The sequence below is a fragment of the Rhodophyticola sp. SM2404 genome (assembly GCF_053570515.1).
The window spans coordinates 121,635-139,692 of record NZ_JBSEDL010000007.1 but is presented as its reverse complement, the minus strand read 5'-3'; the positions used below and the strand labels follow the sequence as shown (position 1 = coordinate 139,692).

Sequence of the window (18,058 nt, the reverse complement as noted above, 5' to 3'; positions counted from 1 at the left end):
GGATGACGGGATTTCACTCATATATGCCTCAAGCCTTGGAGGAAGCGCGTGCGGCGGCTGTGCGCGGTGAGGTGCCTGTTGGGGCTGTGGTGGTCAGGGAAGGGCAGATCATTGCGCGTGCGGGCAACCGTATGCGCGAATTGACCGACCCCACGGCGCATGCCGAAATGCTGGCGATCCGTGCGGCCTGTGCGGCTTTGGGCAGCGAGCGGCTGACGGGATGTGACCTTTGGGTGAGCCTTGAGCCTTGTCCCGCCTGTGCAGGGGCCATTTCAGCGGCGCGGATTTCGCGGCTTTATTTTGCGGCGCATGATCCGAAATCTGGGGGGGTGGCGCAGGGCGCACGGGTGTTTGACCATGCCCAATCCCATTCCCGCCCCGAGGTCTATGGCGGTATTTCCGAGGATGAGGCGGCTCTCATCCTGAAGGATTTCTTTGCCGAGCGCCGCTAAGCGCTGTTGACTTATGGGCGCGAAAGGCCCAAGTGACGCCCATCCGTGATCGGTTCCTGCCGCGTGAGCAGGCCCGTTGGCATATGGGGAAACCCCAGCCTTCGTAGACCATCACAGCACATTCCCAGGTTCCCACAGTCACGCAGGGGGTCCGCCGCGAAGACGGCATCGGGGCAATCCGGCCCCGCGACCAGAGCTTCGCGTGAACCTTGCAACCCGCGACGCCGGCCCGCTCGGGGCATCGGCGCGCTTTGATTTATGTGCGCGAGGCAAAGCTCTCGGGCGCTCCGAAAGGATAATCCTTATGGATTTCGATATGTTGGGGCTTCACCCCCGCCTAATTTCCAAACTTGCCGAACAAGGCATCACCGATCCCACCCCAATTCAGGCCAAAGCCATCCCGCATGCCATGAATGGCCGCGATGTGATGGGGCTTGCCCAGACCGGCACGGGTAAAACGGCGGCCTTTGGTCTGCCTATGGCCCATATGCTTTTAACCGCAGGGACCAAGCCTGACCCCAAATCTGTGCGCGGGTTGATCCTTGCGCCGACACGAGAGCTGGCCAAACAGATTTCTGACAATTTGCGCGCCTATACCGATGGTGCGCATCTCAAGATCAATCTTGTGGTCGGTGGGGCTTCGATCAACCCACAGATCCAACGTTTGGGCCGAGGCACAGATTTGCTTGTGGCAACGCCCGGTCGTTTGATTGACCTTCTGGATCGTAAGGCGGTTCGCTTGGATCAGACGCAATTCCTTGTGCTTGATGAGGCTGACCAGATGCTTGATCTGGGCTTTATCCATGCGCTGCGTCGGATCGCGCCACTTCTGCCAAAACAGCGCCAGACCATGTTGTTCTCGGCCACGATGCCCAAGCAAATGAATGAATTGGCGCAAGCCTATCTGACAGATCCTATCCGCGTGGAAACTGCCCCTCCGGGCAAGCCTGCCGATAAGATTGAGCAGGGTGTTCATTTTATTGATCAATCCGCCAAGACCAAGCTGTTGATCTCCTATCTGGATAAGCATCGCGATGATCAGGCGCTGGTGTTCTCACGCACAAAACATGGGGCCGAGCGCTTGATGAAGGCCTTGGCAAATGCAGGTTTCGCGGCCTCCTCGATCCATGGCAACAAATCGCAAGGTCAGAGAGATCGCGCGATTGTGGCCTTCAAGGCAGGTGATTTGCGCGTGCTGGTTGCAACAGATGTGGCCGCGCGAGGGCTGGATATTCCGGGCGTGCGCTATGTTTATAATTTCGATCTGCCCAATGTGCCTGACAATTATGTCCACCGAATCGGTCGGACGGCGCGCGCGGGGCGTGACGGCACGGCCATTGCCTTTTGCTCGCCCGATGAGATGTCGGAATTGCGCGCAATCGAGAAGACGATGAAAAAATCCATCCCCATTCTTGGTGGGACCGAATGGGAACCCGTGGGTGGCTTCAAAGGAGCCAAAAAGCCCGGCGGGCGCCCGGGTGGAAATGGCAATCGCAATCGCCGCTCTGGCAAGCCAGGTGGCGGCAATCGCCAACGCCGCGCGGCCTGAAGGCGCGCTTTGTCTCGGGGACGTTGCCCCCGACCCCCCAAAGTATTTCAAAAGCAAAGATGGGCCTTAAGCCCCTCTTAACCATGCGCGGTTAAGAGATGGGGTGCGGAACAGGCAGAAGTGTCGATGGCCGTAAGCGAAGATGGGATGCCCTTGCCTTAAAGCCGTCTTGGATAGAGGCAGGGCGGACCTGTCTATCTTTGCTTCTCTAAATACTTCCGCCGGAGGCATCGACAGTTGCCACAAGAGCTGGCCCCGTCATGGTTTACAGACCTAAGCGCGCGGAGGGCCTGTAAGCCGGATTCTGTACCCCCGAAGGGGCGATGACCATTCCTCTGGGCCGCCTGTTGCCAGACGGCTCTAGCTGCCAACCCGGACCATTGGGGCTGAAGCGGCCCCGGCGGCATTGCTGCCCCCGCATGGTCCCTATTTGGCGTTGCTCCCGCTGGGGCTTGCCGTGCCGTCCCTGTTGCCAGGGCCGCGGTGGGCTCTTACTCCACCGTTTCACCTTTTCCCCCGCAAATGCGAAGGTAGTTTCTTTTCTGTGGCGCTTTCCGTCGGATTGCTCCGCCCGGGCGTTACCCGGCACCGTTGCTTCAGGGAGTCCGGACTTTCCTCTCGGACAGGTTGCCCTGCCAAAGCGGCCATCCAGCCCTCCGCGCGAGGACCGCTCTAGGCGAGGCTGTGATCACGGTCAATGCCGAAGCGGTCGGCCAGATTTTTCATCACCCCGCAATCGGTCTCATCCAAGGGCCCCTTTGCCCAAGGGCGGAAGCGTTTCCGGAAGGTTGCAAGCATGAGCTCCCCCTCGATCTCGGGATAGCCGAAGGCCCGCGCATAGCGCGCGAATTGGGCAGGGTCCTGTTTCGGTGCGGCTCTGTCTGGCCAGATTGAGAGGCCACGTCGCGCAAGGCGCTGCCAATCAAAACGGGGCCCGGGATCGATCTTGCGGCCAGGTGCCATATCCGAGTGGCCGATCACGCCATCTGCGGGGATGGACCAACGCGACAGCACCCGTTCAAGAAGCTCTTCCAGCGCGTCCATTTGCGGGGCCGAGAAGGGCGAGAACCCGTCATTATCCAGCTCGATCCCGATGGAGCGGGAATTGATATCCCCCAGCCCGCGCCATTCGCCCGCGCCTGCATGCCATGCCCGTTTTTCCTCAGGCACCAGCGCGTGGGGCACGCCGTCGCGTCCGATCAGGTAATGGGCTGAAACCTCGCGCGCGGGATCGCATAGCGCGCGCATCGCGGCGGCGCAGCTTGTCATTGCGGTGTAATGGATCACCACCAATTCAGGGCGCAGGCCATCGCGCCTTTCGCCGAAATTGGGGCTTTTCATCCGCCACTGCGTGCAGATTGCGCAGCGTTTCGATAGGTGTTGGGGTCCCATGAACAGGCATAGCCGTCACCATCGGGGTCCAGTCCTTGGCGGTCGCGCTGTGGGCCACCTGCGGCGAGGAAGGCCTCTTGCGCCAGATCAGGCGTGCGGAAGGCCATGCAATTGGCTTCATGGCGGGCTTGCCGGAAGGGGGAGCGGGAAAAGACGCGGGTGCCGACGGGGTTGTTGGTCGAGAGCGCGTATTCAATCACATTTGGGCCAATGCCTGCGGGGCGGGCGGGCACGGGGGTTGGTTGCACCACCACGAGTTGTTCTTGCATCCGTGTGCGGCGCTCAGCATCGGATTCGATGGTTTCGCGTGCGGAGACTGCCTCGAAATCCTGCTCGTCGGATATGCTGGGGTTGGATTGCACGGGCGCGCTCGGGCGCGGGCTGGCGGTGGCGACGGGGGTGGCGGCTGCGGGCTCAGGCTGGGCAGGTGCGGTTTCGGCGGCTTCAATCGCGGTGGCAGCGCGCAGGGCGACTTCATCGCTGGCAGCACTTGTTTGAACGGGTGCGGCTACCACAGGTTGGGGCGCTGCGGGTTGCGCAACGTCGGCCACTTGCGGCGGCTCAATCACCGTTTCGGCAATTTCGACGGCGGGCGCAGGTTCAGGGGGTCTGACGGTCTGCGGCGGAATTTCGCCGCGCAATTGCGCGCGCCGTGCTTCTTGGGCGGCCTCATAGCTTGCGTAATCTCCGAAGCCGACGCCTGCGGCTACATCATTGGGGGCTGCTGCGTTGCAGCCTGATAGCGCAAATGCGCCCATCAGCCCCAAGCTGATTGCTAGATTCTTGCCCATAGGCTGACCCTTTACTGCTCGCTAGCGTCTGTTGATCGACGCTTTTGAGCAGCAGGTTACCACCATTTATTGGGTTTTGCTACAAAACCTGCTGCATTTTCCAAGGCATAGGCGGCGTTGAGCAATTCACCCTCTTCCCAAGGGCGTCCGATCAGTTGCAATCCGAGCGGCAAACCATTGGCATCCAGTCCCGTGGGAACCGCAATGCCGGGCAGGCCTGCAAGGTTCACAGTCACGGTGAATACATCGTTGAGATACATCTCGACGGGGTCGGCGACCTCTTTGCCAAGCTCAAAGGCGGCTGAGGGGGTGGCAGGGGTCAGGATGGCGTCAATGCCTGCTGCAAAGACCTCGTCAAAATCACGTTTGATCAGGGCGCGCACGCGGCGTGCACGGTTATAATAGGCGTCATAAAAGCCTGCGCTGAGCACATAGGTCCCCACCATCACGCGGCGCTTGACCTCGTCGCCGAAACCTTCGGCGCGGGTCTTTTCATACATCTCGGTGATGCCATCGCCTTGCGAGAGGGCCGCGCGATAGCCAAAGCGCACCCCGTCATAGCGCGCAAGGTTCGAGGAGGCCTCGGCAGGCGCAATCACATAGTAGGCGGGCAAGGCGTATTTGGTATGGGGCAGGCTGATATCGCGCAGCTCGGCCCCTGCATCCTTGAGCATCGCGGCACCGTCAGACCAGAGCTTCTCGATCTCGGCGGGCATGCCCTCCATGCGGTATTCTTTGGGAATGCCGATAACCTTGCCACGGATATCGCCTGTCAGCATCGCCTCGAAATCAGGAACGGGGATGTCCATGGAGGTAGAATCCTTGGCGTCATGCCCCATCATGGCCGCGCCCATAATCGCCGCATCGCGCACGGTTTTGGTCATCGGGCCCGCCTGATCAAGGCTTGAGGCAAAGGCTACAATGCCCCAACGCGAGCACCGCCCATAGGTGGGCTTGAGGCCAACAGTGCCCGTAAAGGCCGCTGGCTGGCGGATCGAGCCGCCCGTATCGGTGCCAGTTGCCGCAAGGCAGAGATCGGCCGCAACCGCCGAGGCCGAGCCGCCCGAGGAGCCGCCCGGTGTCAGCGCCGTATCGGACCCTTCGCCGCGCCACGGGTTGATCGCATTGCCATAGACCGAGGTCTCGTTGCTGGAGCCCATGGCAAATTCATCCATGTTCAGCTTGCCGAGCATCACAGCGCCTGCATCTTTCAGCTTGCCTGAAACGGTGGATTCGTATTCGGGCAGGAAGCCCTCAAGAATTTTGGAGGCCGCCTGCGAAGGCGCGCCTTGGGTGCAGAACAGGTCCTTGATGCCCACGGGAATGCCGCACATATCGGGCGCATCGCCAGATTTGATCTGCGCATCAGCGGCGGCCGCGCGCTCCATCGCGATTTCGGGTGTTTTATGGACGAAAGCGCCAAGCGCATCTGCCGCGTCAATCGCGTTCAGGCAGCTTTGGGTCAACTCCACGCTTGTGACATCACCCTTGCGCAAGGCGTCGCGGGCTTCGGTGATGGTCAGTTTGGAGAGTTCGCTCATCTTGTCTTCCTCAAATCAGCTTGGGTCGCGCGCGCGGGCGGGGGGCTAAAAGGGCAGGCTGTGCCGCTTTGATGCGCGGTTTATTCCATCACTTTGGGCACAGCGAAGAACCCTTCGCGTGCTTCTGGCGCATTGGCCAGAACGGCGGCTTGTTGGTTGCCATCGGTCACCACATCCTCGCGCTGTTTCAGGCGCTGGGGGGTCACGCTTGTCATCGGTTCGATGTCATCGACATCCAACTCGTTGAGTTGTTCGATAAAGCCCAGAATAGCGTTGAATTCCTCGGCCAGCGCAGGCAGGTCCTCTGCTTCCACTTTGATGCGGGCAAGCTTGGCGACCTTTGCAGCCGTTTCGATGTCGATGGACATGGCGAACTCCGTCTCGTTGTCCTTGGCGGTTTAGCCCCGAGAACCGTTCCCCGCAAGCACTCTGGCCTGCCTTTTGTGATTTGACCAAGCCCTGACATGGCCTAGGGTTGGGTCACACATACCCCACAGGAGGAATGGCGATGATTTACACATGGCTCGGACATGGCAGCCTGCGGCTGGAGATCGGGGGGCAGGTGTTGCTGATCGATCCTTGGGAGAGTGGTAATCCGATGTTTCCGAGCGCGCAGCGCGCACAGATGTATCAAGGGGCCACGGCGATCCTGATCACCCATGGCCATGGCGATCACACTACCGATGCGGTGGCCCTGTCAAAGGAGTTCGATATTCCGATCTATGGCATCTATGACCTGATGACATGGTGGGCCGAGGCGCATGATGTGCAGGTTATGGGCTTTAACAAGGGGGGCACGGTGCAGATCGGCGATGTTGCAGTGACGATGGTCAATGCAACGCATTCCTCCTCGATCGCGGGGCCAAATGGCCCGATCTATGCGGGGGCCGAGGCAGGCTATATGATCGCGGGCGAGGGGCGCTGCGTCTATGTATCGGGCGATACGGATGTGATGGCCGATATGAAACTGCTTAATGATCTGCACAAGCCCGATGTCGGCATTCTGTCTGCGGGTGGGCATTTCACCATGGATATGCGCCGCGCGGCCTATGCAGCGTCGAATTTGTTCAGCTTCTCCACGGTGATCCCCTATCACTACAAGACCTTTCCCATGCTCGAACAAGATGCCGAACCCCTCAAGGCCAATGCCCGACCCGGGGTGCGGGTTCTCGACCCTGATCCGGGCGTGGGCATCGAGCTCTGACGCAAGCTTTCGCGTCATCAAACTGTCATGGGGGCCATGCTAGCCCCTGACCAGATAAGGCAATAACGGCCCCATGACGACCCAAACCCCTTTCCAAGATTTGATCCGCGTTTTCGGGCGCATCGGGCTTTTGTCTTTCGGCGGGCCTGCTGCGCAGATTGCCTTGATGCATAAGGAATTGGTCGAGACGCGGGTTTGGTTATCCGAGCGGCAATTCCTCAGCGCCCTGTCCTTTTGCATGCTTCTGCCCGGGCCTGAGGCGATGCAACTGGCCACCTATGCAGGCTGGCGCTTGCGCGGGGTTGCGGGCGGGCTGATCGCGGGGGGCTTATTTGTCCTGCCGGGGGCCATGGTGATCCTTGCCTTGGCGGCCCTTTATGCCAGTTTCGGGCAACTGCCTTTGGTTGAGGCGGTGTTTCTGGGCATCAAGGCGGCTGTGATCATCATTGTGATCCAGGCCTTGGTGAAACTGTCCAAACGCGCGCTGACGTCATGGCTGGCTTACGGCGTGGCGGCTGCGGGGTTTCTGGCACTGTTTGTGTTTCAACTGCCCTTCCCGCTGGTCATCTTGGCCGCCGCAGCGATCGGCGCGGTGTTTATGGCTGGCGACCCACCTCAGGAGGCTTTGCCACCTGTCTCGGGCAAAGCCACGCTTGGCACGGTTCTGGTTTTTGGCGCGCTTTGGCTGCTGCCGTTGGCAGTGCTTTGGCTGCTGGCACCGGCCAGCCTTTTGGCCGAGATCGGGCTGTTCTTTTCCAAACTGGCAATCGTCACCTTCGGGGGCGCTTATGCCGTTCTGGCCTATATGGTTCAGGAGGTGGTCGGGCAATATGGCTGGCTGACCACAGGGCAGATGATGGATGCGCTCGGCTTGGCCGAGACAACGCCAGGCCCGCTGATTTTGGTCACGGAATTTGTGGGCTTCCTTGCGGGGGCCGCGCAGGGCGGGGTCTGGCTTGGTGTGGCCGCCGCAATTGTGACGCTTTGGGTGACCTTCATGCCCTGCTTTTTGTGGATATTCGCAGGCGCGCCTTATGTGGAATGGATCAGCCACCAAGCCCGCCTGACAGGCGCGTTGAATGCGATCACGGCGGCTGTGGTCGGGGTGATTGCCAATCTGTCGCTCTGGTTTGCGCTGCATGTCTGGTTCGGACAGGTTGGCCGCATCGGCGAGCAGCATTTCGGGCTTTGGTGGCCCGTTGCAGACAGCCTGAATATCAGCGCCTTGGCGCTTTCTGGATTGGCCGCATATCTTTTAATGTGGCGCAAACTCGACCTTGTGCTGGTTTTGGCCAGTTTGGCGGCGTGCGGGGCAGGTCTTTCCCTGATTTGAGGTTGACACTGGCCCCCGCACGGGTAAAAGCCCGCTCTACAGTTTTCATTGCGCGCGATCTCCGCGCCGATTCATGCCTTCCGAGGAGCCGAGACCATGGCGAAGCCAACCACGATCAAAATCCGCCTTAACTCCACGGCGGGCACAGGCCACTTCTATGTGACCAAGAAAAACGCACGCACGATGACCGAGAAAATGGCCGTACGAAAGTACGATCCCGTTGTGCGGAAGCATGTCGAATATAAGGAAGGCAAGATCAAATAAGATCGCTTCCATTTTCCGACTAGAGGCCGCGCAGAAATGCGCGGCCTTTTTTATTTGTTCTTCAGAAAAAATGGGTCAGGCCTATGACCGACCAGATACATATAAGACCAACCACGGGGGCGGACCTGCCCGCCATCGATGCCCTTTTGCGCGAAAGCTATCCGGTGCTGCTCAAGCCGCATTATGCGCCTTCGGTGCTCGTGACCGCTTTGCCCCTGATCTCGCGCGCGCAGCCTGCGCTTTTGCAGGCGGGCACCTATTTCATGGCCGAGGATGGGCAGGGCCGCGCTTTGGCGGCAGGGGGCTGGACCCATAGCGCTCCGCAAGGCGGGGTTGGCCCGCGTGACATGGGCCATATCCGCCATGTGGTGACCCATCCTCAGGCGACACGGCGCGGGATTGCCACGCTTCTTTTGCGAAAGACGCTCTGCTCGGCTTTGAAGGCTGGAATGACGCGGCTGCAATGCCAGAGCACGCTGACCGCGGTGCCCTTCTACAAGACGCTGGGGTTTCGGGCCTTGGGCGAGATCGAGATCACCCTTCGGCCCGGTATCGTCTTTCCGGCGCTCCAGATGGAGAGGTCGCTTTAGCGGCAATCTTCCGCAACGAAAAAGGGCTGGCGCATGGCCAGCCCTTGAACTTGGATCATTGACCCAGCTGTTTATTCGCGGTTGCCCAAGAATTGCAGCAGGAACATGAACATATTGATGAAGTCCAGATAGAGACGCAGCGCGCCCATGATCGCGGATTTCGCCAACCATTCCTGATCGCCATGCTGTGCATGATCGATATATTCCTGTTTGATCGACTGGGTGTCATAGGCCGTGAGGCCCGCAAAGATCAGAACGCCGAGCGCGGAAATCGCGAACATGACTGCAGGGCTCTGCAGGAAGATGTTCACAATCATCGCCACAACAAGGCCGATCACACCCATCATCAGGAATGTGCCCCAACCGCTGAGGTCTTTCTTCGTGGTATAGCCGTAAAGGCTAAGCCCCGCGAAGGCGATCGAGGTGATGATGAAGGTCTGGACGATCGACACGCCTGTATAGACGGCGAAAATCCAGCTGAGCGATACACCCATCACGGCTGCGAAGGTGTAGAAGAACAATTGCGCGCCAGCCGCCGAGAGACGGTTGATCATCGCGCCAAAGGCGAAAACCATGATCAGCGGCGCGAATGTGATCACCCAGCCCAGAATATTCGGGCTTAGCGTCACTGGATCGCGGAAAATTGCCATCAGGGCTGGGTTGGTGCCGATGGCCCAAGCCGCGCCTGCTGTCAGCAACATGCCAACAGACATGGTCGCATAGACCTTACTCATATGGGCGCGAAGGCCCTCGTCGATCTGAGCTGCAGATGCGCTGCCAGCGCGGATCGTTTGATACTGTGCCATGTATCCCTCCTAAGAATACGGGCGGGCAAAACGAAACGCCCATCCTTGCGTGTAATATCGGCAAGAACGGGCGCTTTTTCAAGGGATAGGCTGCACAGTAAAAGCCTATTGTTGGATAGTTTTTACCTATTGAGCCGTTTCGCGTTCACCCTCAGACCATCCACAACCTGTGAATCGGTGAAATCTCCGATTTCAGGCCCTATTTGGCCGATCAAGGGGGACGCGAAGCGCTTTAGCGTAGCCAGCTTTGTGGAACATCCCAAACAGGGCGGGCCAGTTCCACATTGATCTGCTCTTGGCTCAGGCCAAGATCGCGGCGTGTATTGGCATCCAGATTGGCCAAAGCGCGGCGCTGACGCTTTGTTTCAAAGGCGAGAGCGATAAAACGGGCAAGCGAGATGCGGCGGGAAGTTGGCGCGCCGATACTGGTAAGTGCGAAGGCCATGGGGCGTCCTTTCGGTATATACAAATGTGATGTGACGGGGAGGCGTCATTTCGATGCTTGATATATACGGAGGGCCGTTGCATATATAAAACGAATATTTTTTAATTGAAGTATCAAGGATGTTGATATGCCAAGAACCCTCGACTTAACGGCCCTGCGCGCTTTTGTGGCTGTCTCGGATTCTGGCGGAGTGACCAAGGCCAGCGGCTTTCTCAACCTCACGCAATCTGCGGTCTCGATGCAGCTCAAACGGCTGGAGGAAGCGGTTGGCGTGCCCTTGTTTGACCGCAGCGCGCGCAAGCTGTCGCTGACAGGGGCGGGCGAACAGATGTTGGGCTATGCGCGGCGGATGCTCGAGTTGAATGACGAGGTGCTGGGGCGGCTGACATCAAATGAATATGAGGGGGAGCTGGTTCTGGGCGTGCCGCATGACATTGTCTATCCAGCGATCCCGCAGGTCTTGCACAGGTTTTCGGCGGCCTATCCGCGGATGAAGGTGCAATTGGTGTCCTCCTATACTTCTCGGCTCAAGAAGGATTTCGCGCGGGGCCGCATTGATCTGATGCTCACCACCGAAGATCAGGTTGATGCAGGCGGTGAGACCTTGCTGGAGCGCCCCCTTATCTGGGTCGGGGCGCAAAACGGGCAGGTCTGGAAACAGCGGCCTTTGCGTTTGGCGTTTGAGCATGCCTGCATCTTCCGCAAAGGCGTGCAGAATGCGCTGGATCGGGCGGCGATCTCATGGGAAATGGCCGTCGAGAGTGAAAGCACCCGCACGGTTGAGGCCTCGGTCAGTGCTGATCTTGCCGTTCATGCCAATGTCGACGGGACCGAGCCGCCCTATGTGGAGAAAATCATCCATAACGGCGCATTGCCCGAATTGCCGCGCATCAAGATCAACCTCTACCGTGCCGAGTTATCAGATGGTGAACCCGCGCTGGCATTGGCCGATTTCGTGCGTCAGGCCTATCTGAGCACCTGAGCGCCGCGCGGCTTGCCCGCTCGTCTAGCCAGTTGTGACCACGACCTTGCCTGTGGATTTGCGCTCCCGCAGGAAATCCAGCGCGTTTTGTGCTTGTTCCAGCGGGAATGTGGCGCCGATATGAGGGTGGATCTCACCGCGCACATACATCTGCATCAAATCCGCTAGGGAATTTTGCACGATGTCAGGCGCGAATTTCGGGTAGCCGCCCCAGTAAAACCCGATCACATCGATATTTTTCACCAAGATATGGTTCGCAGGTATCTGGGGGATATCCCCGCTGGCGAACCCGATGGTCAGAATGCGGCCCTCGGGGCGGGTGGCACGCAGGGCATCCATGAAATGGGCCCCGCCCACAGCGTCATAGACAACATCCACACCGCCAAGCGCCTTGAGCTCGGCCCGCAAATCCGCACCATCGCTATCGATCAGATGCGTCGCGCCCGCCGCCTTTGCAACTTCCAGTTTTGCCGCGCCGCGCGCCACGGCCACCACCTCGGCCCCCAAACCCACACCGATCTCGATGGCTGTCAGCCCAACCCCGCCTGCAGCGCCCAGAACCACCAAACGCTCGCCCGCGCGCAGTTTCGCGCGGCGTGTCAGCGCCAGATGCGAGGTGCCATAAGCAATCATGAAACCCGCCGCTTCCTCAAAGGGCATAGCATCGGGCAGGGTGATCAATTCATTGGCTGGAAACACGCCATATTCGGCCATCCCGCCTTGGCCCGCGAAAATGGCGACCCGAGTTCCGGGTTTTGGGCCATCGGTGTCAGGGCCCAAAGCCTCGACCACGCCTGCGATTTCCATCCCCAAGGTGAACGGCGTGGCAGGAGTGTCCTGATAGGTGCCCTTGCACATCAGCAGATCGGCAAAGTTCAGGCCACAGGCGGCAATGCGCACAAGCGCCTCTCCCTTGGCGGGCACGGGCTGTGCAACCTCCAGCAGTTTTGGTGCCGTTTCAAAATCAGTTACTCGAATGGCGCGCATGGGTTGGTGTCTCCGGTTTTCTTTGGCCCCAAGCTATCTAAACCCATTGAGAACAGCCAGAGCGCCGCAACGGCATTTTGCCGCTTCCGTTGACCCGCCTTGAAATGCGCATGCTGTGCTATATCCTCGATATGAGATATTAATTTTTTTTTCTAAAAATGATTTTGAACAGGTTTTTGAGGCCGCGCCTGCGGGCTCGTTTAAGGGGGCTATATGGGGCATCCTGTAGATATTCATGTCGGCAAGCGGATCAGACAGCGCAGATGGATGCTGAGCCTGACACAACAGCAGCTTGCCGATCAGGTGGGCATAAAGTTCCAGCAAATCCAGAAATATGAAACGGGCATGAACCGCGTCAGCGCGTCCCGTCTTTGGGATATCGCTACCGCGCTGCAGGCCGAGGTCAGCTTTTTCTTTGATGGTCTGGAAGGGCCGGAGGAAAACGCTGATATGGCCGATCTGCCCAAAGATATTCTGGCCAATAAAGAGGCCCTTGAATTGGTGCGCTGCTATTATGCAATGCCTGAAAACCAGCGCCGCCGCCTGTTTGATCTGGCGCGCGTCTTGTCGGATACGGCCTGAAACTTGGGGCGGCCCAAGCGCTTGACCCCCGCCTTGGGCCGTGCAACGTCAAACCAGCTTTGATTTGCGCCGCAATTGCCGTGAGGATTTCATTATGACCGCCCCCCAAGAGCCGACCCGCTTGGCGGTCTCCCAGACCGAGATCGCGCAGATCATCGAGACTGCCCATATCTTGGCCGATGCTGCGCGCAAGACCTCGCTTGCCTATTTCAGAAGCCCTGAGCTGAGCGCGGATAACAAGGATGCCAGCGGGTTTGACCCTGTCACCTTGGCTGATCGCGAGACCGAAGCGGTCATGCGCGCCATTCTGGCCGAGCGCCGTCCAAAGGATGGCGTCATGGGCGAAGAGCAGGATGATACGCCCTCCAGCTCGGGCCTGACTTGGGTGCTGGACCCGATCGATGGCACACGCGGATATATCTCGGGCACGCCCACTTGGGGCGTTTTGATCGCGCTACAGGATGAAGCTGGTCCGCTCTATGGGATTATTGACCAACCCTATATCGGCGAGCGGTTTGAGGGTGGTTTCGGGGTATCACGGCTAAGTGGCCCGCATGGCAGCCATGATCTGGGCACGCGCAAAACCGCGAGCCTTGAAGAGGCTACGCTTTTCACGACCTTCCCTGAGGTTGGCAGCGCAGAGGAGCGCGCGGGGTTCGAAACCGTGCGCGATCAGGTGAAGCTGACCCGCTATGGCATGGATTGCTATGCCTATGCGCTTTTGGCGGCGGGGCAGGTGGATTTGGTGATTGAGGCAGGCTTGCATTGCTTTGACATTGCCGCCCCGATTGCCGTGATCGAAGCGGCGGGTGGCGTCGTCACCGATTGGCAGGGCCGCCCTGCCCATGAGGGAGGACGCGTGTTGGCCGCCGCAAATCATGAACTGCATGACGCGGCTTTGGCGCTTCTGGCCAAGGCGTAAGTGGGGTTTGAACCGTAAAGACACCCGCTTCGTCTTCGCGGTTTTCCGCCTGCACACCCCTTTGCGAGATGCAGGCTTGAGTGGCCAGTCACTTGCGCGCAGGATGGCGCAAAAGACAAGTTCTGGGGCAAGCAGTATGATCAGAGTTTTTCTAGTGTCCTTGGTGCTGGCCCTCGCGGCCTGCGTCTCCAGCCCTGAGGCCAACCGCGTCTCCTTGGGCAGCAGTGTTGATATCGGGGCGGCTGGCACCCAATTATCGGCGCGCCGTGCGGGCAACGGGATTTTGCGCCCGCTGGTCCATTCCCCCCAACTGCAAGCCGCCGCCCAAGCCCATGCCGAGGATTTGCAGGCCACAGGCCAGTTCTCGCATACGGGCAGTGATGGCTCGGATATTCGCGCGCGGGTGCAGCGCGCGCGCTACAATGCGTGTTTCATGGCTGAAAATATTGCGCGGGGTCAGCCCAATGTGCGCAGTGTCGTGGAGACATGGATGGGCTCGCCCGAGCATCGCCGCAATATCCTGAATGCGCAGGTCTCCCAATTCGGCTTTGCCAATGTGGGCGATATCTGGGTTCTGGTGCTGGCGCGCCCCTGTTCGTGACAGGCCGCTGCCCCTAGCGTCGCAGCGCCGCCATGATCGCGCGCCACTGGATCAGCAAGATACCCGTCAGGATCAAACCCAAAGCATAAAACAGGGCCGCAGGCAGGGTTTCCCCCATAAGCGTTATTCCGAAAATCACCGACCAGACGGGTACCATATAGCTGGTCAGCCCCATAAACAGTGACCCCGCCGTTGAAATCACGCGAACACGGATAATGGCAGCCACGCCTGTCGGCAGGATCGCGAGATAAATCAGCGCGATCAGGGGCAGGCCTGCCTCATGCGGGGGCAAACCTTCGACCATCAATGCGATGGGAATAAGCACGATCGCCGCCACAATCATGGTGGCTGTCGCAAAAGCCACGGGTGGGGCTTTGGGCGCGCGCCGCGTCAGGATGGAACCCACCGCATAGCAGGCCGCCACGATGATACATCCGATCCGGCCCTCCAAGGTGCCCCCCTCGAATGCGCCCGGCCCCACAAGAAGGGCAAGACCCAGAAAGCCGAGACATACACCTGCGACCCGTCTTGGGCCGATCCCCTCCTCGGGCGAAAAAATTGCGATCAATGGCAAGGTCAGAAGCGGAACCGCCCCCATCGCAACGCCGGCAAAGGCCGAGGGCACATATTGCAAGGCCCATGACAACACCGCAAAGGGGGCCGCAATCGCCAAAATGCCGATGATGATCGAATAGGTCCAGATCTGCCCGCCTTGCAGCCGGCCCAATCCTTGGCCAACAAGCGGGCCTGCAAGGGTCAGGGTGAGGGCTGCCAATGCTGTGCGCCCCGCCGCCACCCACCATGGGCCATACCCCTCAAGCGCGACCGCCCCGCTCATGAAAGCGGTGCCCCAGATCACGCCCAAGCCAATGACCAGCACCCAGTTCAGCAAACCCGGTGCGGAAGGAGAGGGGGCGTTGCTCACAAATCATCTTTCACGGGGCAATGCACCGCTTGGGAATCCTCAGGCGCCTGATCGCGCTCGGTCATCGAATAATCTCGGGCGACGTTGCTGACCCGCAAGCGGTAATCGGCGAAATGCATATTGCGGCCCGCATCCTGTGCCGCGCGGTGATCGGGAAGGTTGCGCCAATGCTTCAAAGCGCTTTCATCTTCAAAAAAGGAAACCGAAAGCAGCTTTCCCGGCTCGGTCAGGCTTTCGAAACGTTCAACGGAATGAAACCCCGGGATCTCATCCAGCGAAGGGCGCAGGGCCGCCGCCCGTTTCAAATAGGCATCTTTCTGGCCCTCTTTCGGCCAAACCTCGAAAATAATCGCAATCATCACTCTCTCCCTCTTGGCATCTTTGTCGGGTGCTGCGGGCAGGGGTGCAAGTGCATTCTTCCCTTGATCTCGGAAGAGCCTGCATAGCACCTTTGCATGATTGGTCCTTGTGACCGATGGGGCGCGCGGCGACACTGCGCTGACGGCCATAAAGGAGATCCGATGCTAAATTATCTGACATTGATATTTGTATGCCAATTACTGGGTGAGATGATCATTGGCGCGCTTGGCTTGCCTATTCCGGGCCCTGTTCTGGGCATGGTGTTGCTGTTTGGGTTTCTGATGTGGCGCGGCGATGTGCCCTCGCCTTTGGGGGAGGTGGCGGGCAGTTTGCAGCGCGCGATGTCGCTTCTGTTTGTGCCAGCGGGGGCAGGGGTGATCTTGCATGCCCATCTTCTGGCGGATGCGCTTTTGCCTTTGGGCTTGGCGCTTCTGGTCAGCACGGTCTTGGCGGTTCTGGTGACGGGGTTCATCATGATCTGGCTCTCAAAGGGGCAGGCCGATGGATAACCTCTCTGATACTTGGGTCTATCTCAGCGCCTCGCCACTGTTCCATCTGACGCTGACTTTGGTGGCCTTTCAGGGGGCCTCATGGCTGTTTGAAAAGGGCAAAAGACATCCGCTTTTGAACCCCGTTCTGGGGGCGGTTCTTGTTGTGGTTGCCGTTTTATTGGGAACAGGCACCGATTACGCATCCTATTTCGAGGGCGCGCAATTCGTCCATTTCCTGCTGGGGCCTGCAACGGTTTCTCTGGCCATCCCGCTCTACCGTCAATGGCACCGAGTGAAGGCCTCGGCTCCAGCCATTCTCAGTGCGATCCTTGCGGGCTCACTTGCGGCCAGCGGAACGGCCGTTGCGGTGGCATGGGCCATGGGGGCCAGCCCCGAGCTTTTGGCAACCGTCGCGCCCAAATCCGTGACAGCACCTGTGGCCATGGCGATTGCCGAGGAATTGGGTGGCCTGCCCTCGCTGACGGCGGTGCTGGTGATTGTCACGGGGGTCATGGGGGCGATGCTGGGGCCGCTGGTGCTTGATCTGGTCGGCATCAAGGATTGGCGCGCGCGTGGTTTGGCCATTGGCACAACCTCGCATGGGATCGGCACGGCTCGTGCGCTGACGGTCAATGAAACGGCGGGTGCTTTCGCAGGGTTGGCCATGGGGCTGAATGCTTTGGCCACGGCGCTTTTGTTGCCGATCCTTTGGGGGCTGTTCTTTTGATATGAAAAAGCCCCGCGAACTGGCTGCGGGGCTTTTCGTATTTTTTGAAAGATGAAGATCAGTTCTTCGCTTTGTCGACCATTTTGCCATCGGAAATCCAAGGCATCATGGCGCGCAGCTTCTCACCGACCTGTTCGATCTGATGCTCGTCATTCAAGCGGCGTGTCGCTTTGAAATAGGGCTGGCCGACAGCGTTTTCCTGCATGAAGTCACGCACGAATTTGCCGTTCTGGATATCGGTCAGAACATCCTTCATCCGCGCCTTGGTTTCCTCATATGGCAGGATGCGAGGGCCGGAGACATATTCACCATACTCGGCTGTGTTCGAAATCGAGTAGTTCATATTGGCGATGCCGCCTTCATAGATCAGGTCGACGATCAGCTTCACTTCGTGCAGACATTCGAAATAAGCCATCTCGGGCTCATAGCCTGCCTCGACCAAAGTCTCGAAGCCCATGCGGATCAATTCGACCAGACCGCCACACAGAACCGCCTGCTCACCAAAGAGGTCGGTTTCGCATTCCTGACGGAAGTTGGTTTCGATTATGCCCGAGCGGCCGCCACCAATGGCCGAGCAATAGCTCAACCCGATCTCCAGCGCTTTGCCCGTTGCATCCTGATGCACGGCGACAAGGCAAGGCACGCCGCCACCTTTAGTATATTCGCCACGCACGGTGTGCCCAGGGCCTTTGGGGGCCATCATGATCACATCAACGCCCGCTTTGGGCTCAATCAGGCCGAAATGCACATTCAGGCCGTGGGCAAATGCAATCGCCGCGCCTTCGCGCAGGTTGTCATGCACGTATTTCTTATAGGTATCGGCCTGCAATTCATCGGGCATGGTGAACATGATCACGTCACACCAAGCGGCGGCTTCTGCGATGCCCATAACCTTCAGGCCTTCGCCTTCGGCTTTTGCGATCGAGGGCGAGCCTTCGCGCAGGGCAACAACAAGGTTCTTCGCGCCCGAGTCGCGCAGGTTCAGCGCATGGGCATGGCCTTGGCTGCCATAGCCGAGGATGGCTACTTTTTTGTCCTTGATCAGGTTCACATCGCAATCGCGATCGTAATAAACGCGCATGTCTCTCTCCATCTATGCGTGGGGGTAACTGTC

Annotated in this window: 22 protein-coding genes and 1 other RNA gene; 12 read left to right on the top strand and 11 right to left on the bottom strand. The window is 59.2% G+C overall.

Annotation, left to right across the window (positions count from 1 at the left end; translation table 11 throughout):
- The first annotated feature begins 23 nt into the window (after positions 1–23).
- Together ACTYEO_RS11995 and ACTYEO_RS11990 are read left to right on the top strand one after the other, a co-directional pair.
- Entirely contained in the window at positions 24–452 is a 429-nt protein-coding gene (locus tag ACTYEO_RS11995) for a nucleoside deaminase (RefSeq protein ID WP_449323979.1), read from the top strand.
- A gap of 304 nt (positions 453–756) precedes the next feature.
- Positions 757–2,001, top strand: a complete 1,245-nt coding sequence (locus ACTYEO_RS11990; protein ID WP_449323978.1) for a DEAD/DEAH box helicase — start codon at positions 757–759, stop codon at positions 1,999–2,001.
- Positions 2,002–2,278: 277 nt separating this feature from the next.
- Here the strand turns inward: ACTYEO_RS11990 and rnpB are convergent.
- The 5 genes from rnpB to gatC form a co-directional block, all read right to left on the bottom strand.
- An RNA gene (rnpB, locus tag ACTYEO_RS11985) (RNase P RNA component class A) lies at positions 2,279–2,661 on the bottom strand.
- Between the two features lie 12 nt (positions 2,662–2,673).
- Positions 2,674–3,342, bottom strand: coding sequence for an N-acetylmuramoyl-L-alanine amidase (locus ACTYEO_RS11980; protein ID WP_449323977.1), 669 nt, complete (start codon positions 3,340–3,342; stop codon positions 2,674–2,676).
- A complete protein-coding gene (locus tag ACTYEO_RS11975; RefSeq protein ID WP_449323976.1) occupies positions 3,339–4,184 on the bottom strand; it encodes a hypothetical protein in 846 nt (281 codons plus the stop codon). The genes ACTYEO_RS11980 and ACTYEO_RS11975 overlap by 4 nt, the downstream gene beginning before the upstream one ends.
- Before the next feature lie 56 nt (positions 4,185–4,240).
- Positions 4,241–5,725 carry an Asp-tRNA(Asn)/Glu-tRNA(Gln) amidotransferase subunit GatA gene (gatA, locus tag ACTYEO_RS11970; protein ID WP_449323975.1) on the bottom strand — a complete coding sequence of 495 codons (1,485 nt, stop codon included), beginning with the start codon at positions 5,723–5,725 and terminating at the stop codon, positions 4,241–4,243.
- Between the two features lie 80 nt (positions 5,726–5,805).
- Positions 5,806–6,093 carry an Asp-tRNA(Asn)/Glu-tRNA(Gln) amidotransferase subunit GatC gene (gatC, locus tag ACTYEO_RS11965; protein WP_449323974.1) on the bottom strand — a complete coding sequence of 96 codons (288 nt, stop codon included), beginning with the start codon at positions 6,091–6,093 and terminating at the stop codon, positions 5,806–5,808.
- A gap of 140 nt (positions 6,094–6,233) precedes the next feature.
- Between gatC and ACTYEO_RS11960 the strand changes: the two genes are divergently transcribed.
- The 4 genes from ACTYEO_RS11960 to ACTYEO_RS11945 all read left to right on the top strand — a co-directional run bounded on the left by ACTYEO_RS11960 (position 6,234) and on the right by ACTYEO_RS11945 (position 9,116).
- Positions 6,234–6,929: a metal-dependent hydrolase gene (locus ACTYEO_RS11960; protein ID WP_449324035.1), complete on the top strand. Its 696-nt coding sequence runs from the start codon at positions 6,234–6,236 to the stop codon at positions 6,927–6,929.
- A 73-nt stretch (positions 6,930–7,002) separates the two neighbouring features.
- On the top strand, positions 7,003–8,262 hold the full coding sequence (chrA, locus tag ACTYEO_RS11955) for a chromate efflux transporter (RefSeq protein ID WP_449323973.1): 1,260 nt from the start codon (positions 7,003–7,005) through the stop codon (positions 8,260–8,262).
- A gap of 96 nt (positions 8,263–8,358) precedes the next feature.
- Positions 8,359–8,526: a 50S ribosomal protein L33 gene (rpmG, locus tag ACTYEO_RS11950; RefSeq protein WP_084353547.1), complete on the top strand. Its 168-nt coding sequence runs from the start codon at positions 8,359–8,361 to the stop codon at positions 8,524–8,526.
- A gap of 83 nt (positions 8,527–8,609) precedes the next feature.
- A complete protein-coding gene (locus ACTYEO_RS11945; protein ID WP_449323972.1) occupies positions 8,610–9,116 on the top strand; it encodes a GNAT family N-acetyltransferase in 507 nt (168 codons plus the stop codon).
- Positions 9,117–9,187: 71 nt separating this feature from the next.
- Here the strand turns inward: ACTYEO_RS11945 and ACTYEO_RS11940 are convergent, their stop codons facing one another.
- The gene (locus tag ACTYEO_RS11940) at positions 9,188–9,922 is read right to left on the bottom strand and encodes a Bax inhibitor-1/YccA family protein (protein ID WP_449323971.1); all 735 of its coding nucleotides are present in this window, start codon (positions 9,920–9,922) and stop codon (positions 9,188–9,190) included.
- Between the two features lie 232 nt (positions 9,923–10,154).
- Positions 10,155–10,367 (bottom strand): DUF1127 domain-containing protein, encoded by a 213-nt coding sequence (locus tag ACTYEO_RS11935; protein ID WP_449323970.1) that lies wholly within the window; start codon positions 10,365–10,367, stop codon positions 10,155–10,157.
- A gap of 127 nt (positions 10,368–10,494) precedes the next feature.
- Between ACTYEO_RS11935 and ACTYEO_RS11930 the strand changes: the two genes are divergently transcribed.
- Entirely contained in the window at positions 10,495–11,349 is an 855-nt protein-coding gene (locus ACTYEO_RS11930) for a LysR family transcriptional regulator (protein ID WP_449323969.1), read from the top strand.
- A 24-nt stretch (positions 11,350–11,373) separates the two neighbouring features.
- Here the strand turns inward: ACTYEO_RS11930 and ACTYEO_RS11925 are convergent, their stop codons facing one another.
- A complete protein-coding gene (locus ACTYEO_RS11925) occupies positions 11,374–12,336 on the bottom strand; it encodes an NADPH:quinone oxidoreductase family protein (protein ID WP_449323968.1) in 963 nt (320 codons plus the stop codon).
- Positions 12,337–12,549: 213 nt separating this feature from the next.
- Between ACTYEO_RS11925 and ACTYEO_RS11920 the strand changes: the two genes are divergently transcribed.
- From ACTYEO_RS11920 to ACTYEO_RS11910, 3 genes are all read left to right on the top strand, one after another.
- Positions 12,550–12,918, top strand: a complete 369-nt coding sequence (locus tag ACTYEO_RS11920) for a helix-turn-helix domain-containing protein (protein WP_449323967.1) — start codon at positions 12,550–12,552, stop codon at positions 12,916–12,918.
- Between the two features lie 94 nt (positions 12,919–13,012).
- A complete protein-coding gene (hisN, locus tag ACTYEO_RS11915) occupies positions 13,013–13,840 on the top strand; it encodes a histidinol-phosphatase (RefSeq protein ID WP_449324034.1) in 828 nt (275 codons plus the stop codon).
- 136 nt (positions 13,841–13,976) lie between these two features.
- Positions 13,977–14,441, top strand: a complete 465-nt coding sequence (locus ACTYEO_RS11910; RefSeq protein ID WP_449323966.1) for a CAP domain-containing protein — start codon at positions 13,977–13,979, stop codon at positions 14,439–14,441.
- Positions 14,442–14,454: 13 nt separating this feature from the next.
- Here the strand turns inward: ACTYEO_RS11910 and ACTYEO_RS11905 are convergent, their stop codons facing one another.
- Positions 14,455–15,366, bottom strand: coding sequence for a DMT family transporter (locus tag ACTYEO_RS11905; RefSeq protein WP_449323965.1), 912 nt, complete (start codon positions 15,364–15,366; stop codon positions 14,455–14,457).
- The gene (locus ACTYEO_RS11900) at positions 15,363–15,725 is read right to left on the bottom strand and encodes an antibiotic biosynthesis monooxygenase family protein (RefSeq protein ID WP_449323964.1); all 363 of its coding nucleotides are present in this window, start codon (positions 15,723–15,725) and stop codon (positions 15,363–15,365) included. Before ACTYEO_RS11900 ends, ACTYEO_RS11905 begins: the two co-directional genes overlap by 4 nt.
- A gap of 162 nt (positions 15,726–15,887) precedes the next feature.
- Between ACTYEO_RS11900 and ACTYEO_RS11895 the strand changes: the two genes are divergently transcribed.
- Together ACTYEO_RS11895 and ACTYEO_RS11890 are read left to right on the top strand one after the other, a co-directional pair.
- Positions 15,888–16,235: a CidA/LrgA family protein gene (locus ACTYEO_RS11895; protein ID WP_449323963.1), complete on the top strand. Its 348-nt coding sequence runs from the start codon at positions 15,888–15,890 to the stop codon at positions 16,233–16,235.
- A complete protein-coding gene (locus ACTYEO_RS11890) occupies positions 16,228–16,944 on the top strand; it encodes an LrgB family protein (RefSeq protein WP_449323962.1) in 717 nt (238 codons plus the stop codon). Before ACTYEO_RS11895 ends, ACTYEO_RS11890 begins: the two co-directional genes overlap by 8 nt.
- Positions 16,945–17,002: 58 nt before the next feature.
- Here the strand turns inward: ACTYEO_RS11890 and ilvC are convergent, their stop codons facing one another.
- Complete coding sequence (ilvC, locus tag ACTYEO_RS11885; RefSeq protein ID WP_449323961.1) at positions 17,003–18,025, bottom strand: ketol-acid reductoisomerase; 1,023 nt, start codon at positions 18,023–18,025, stop codon at positions 17,003–17,005.
- Between the last annotated feature and the right edge of the window lie 33 nt (positions 18,026–18,058).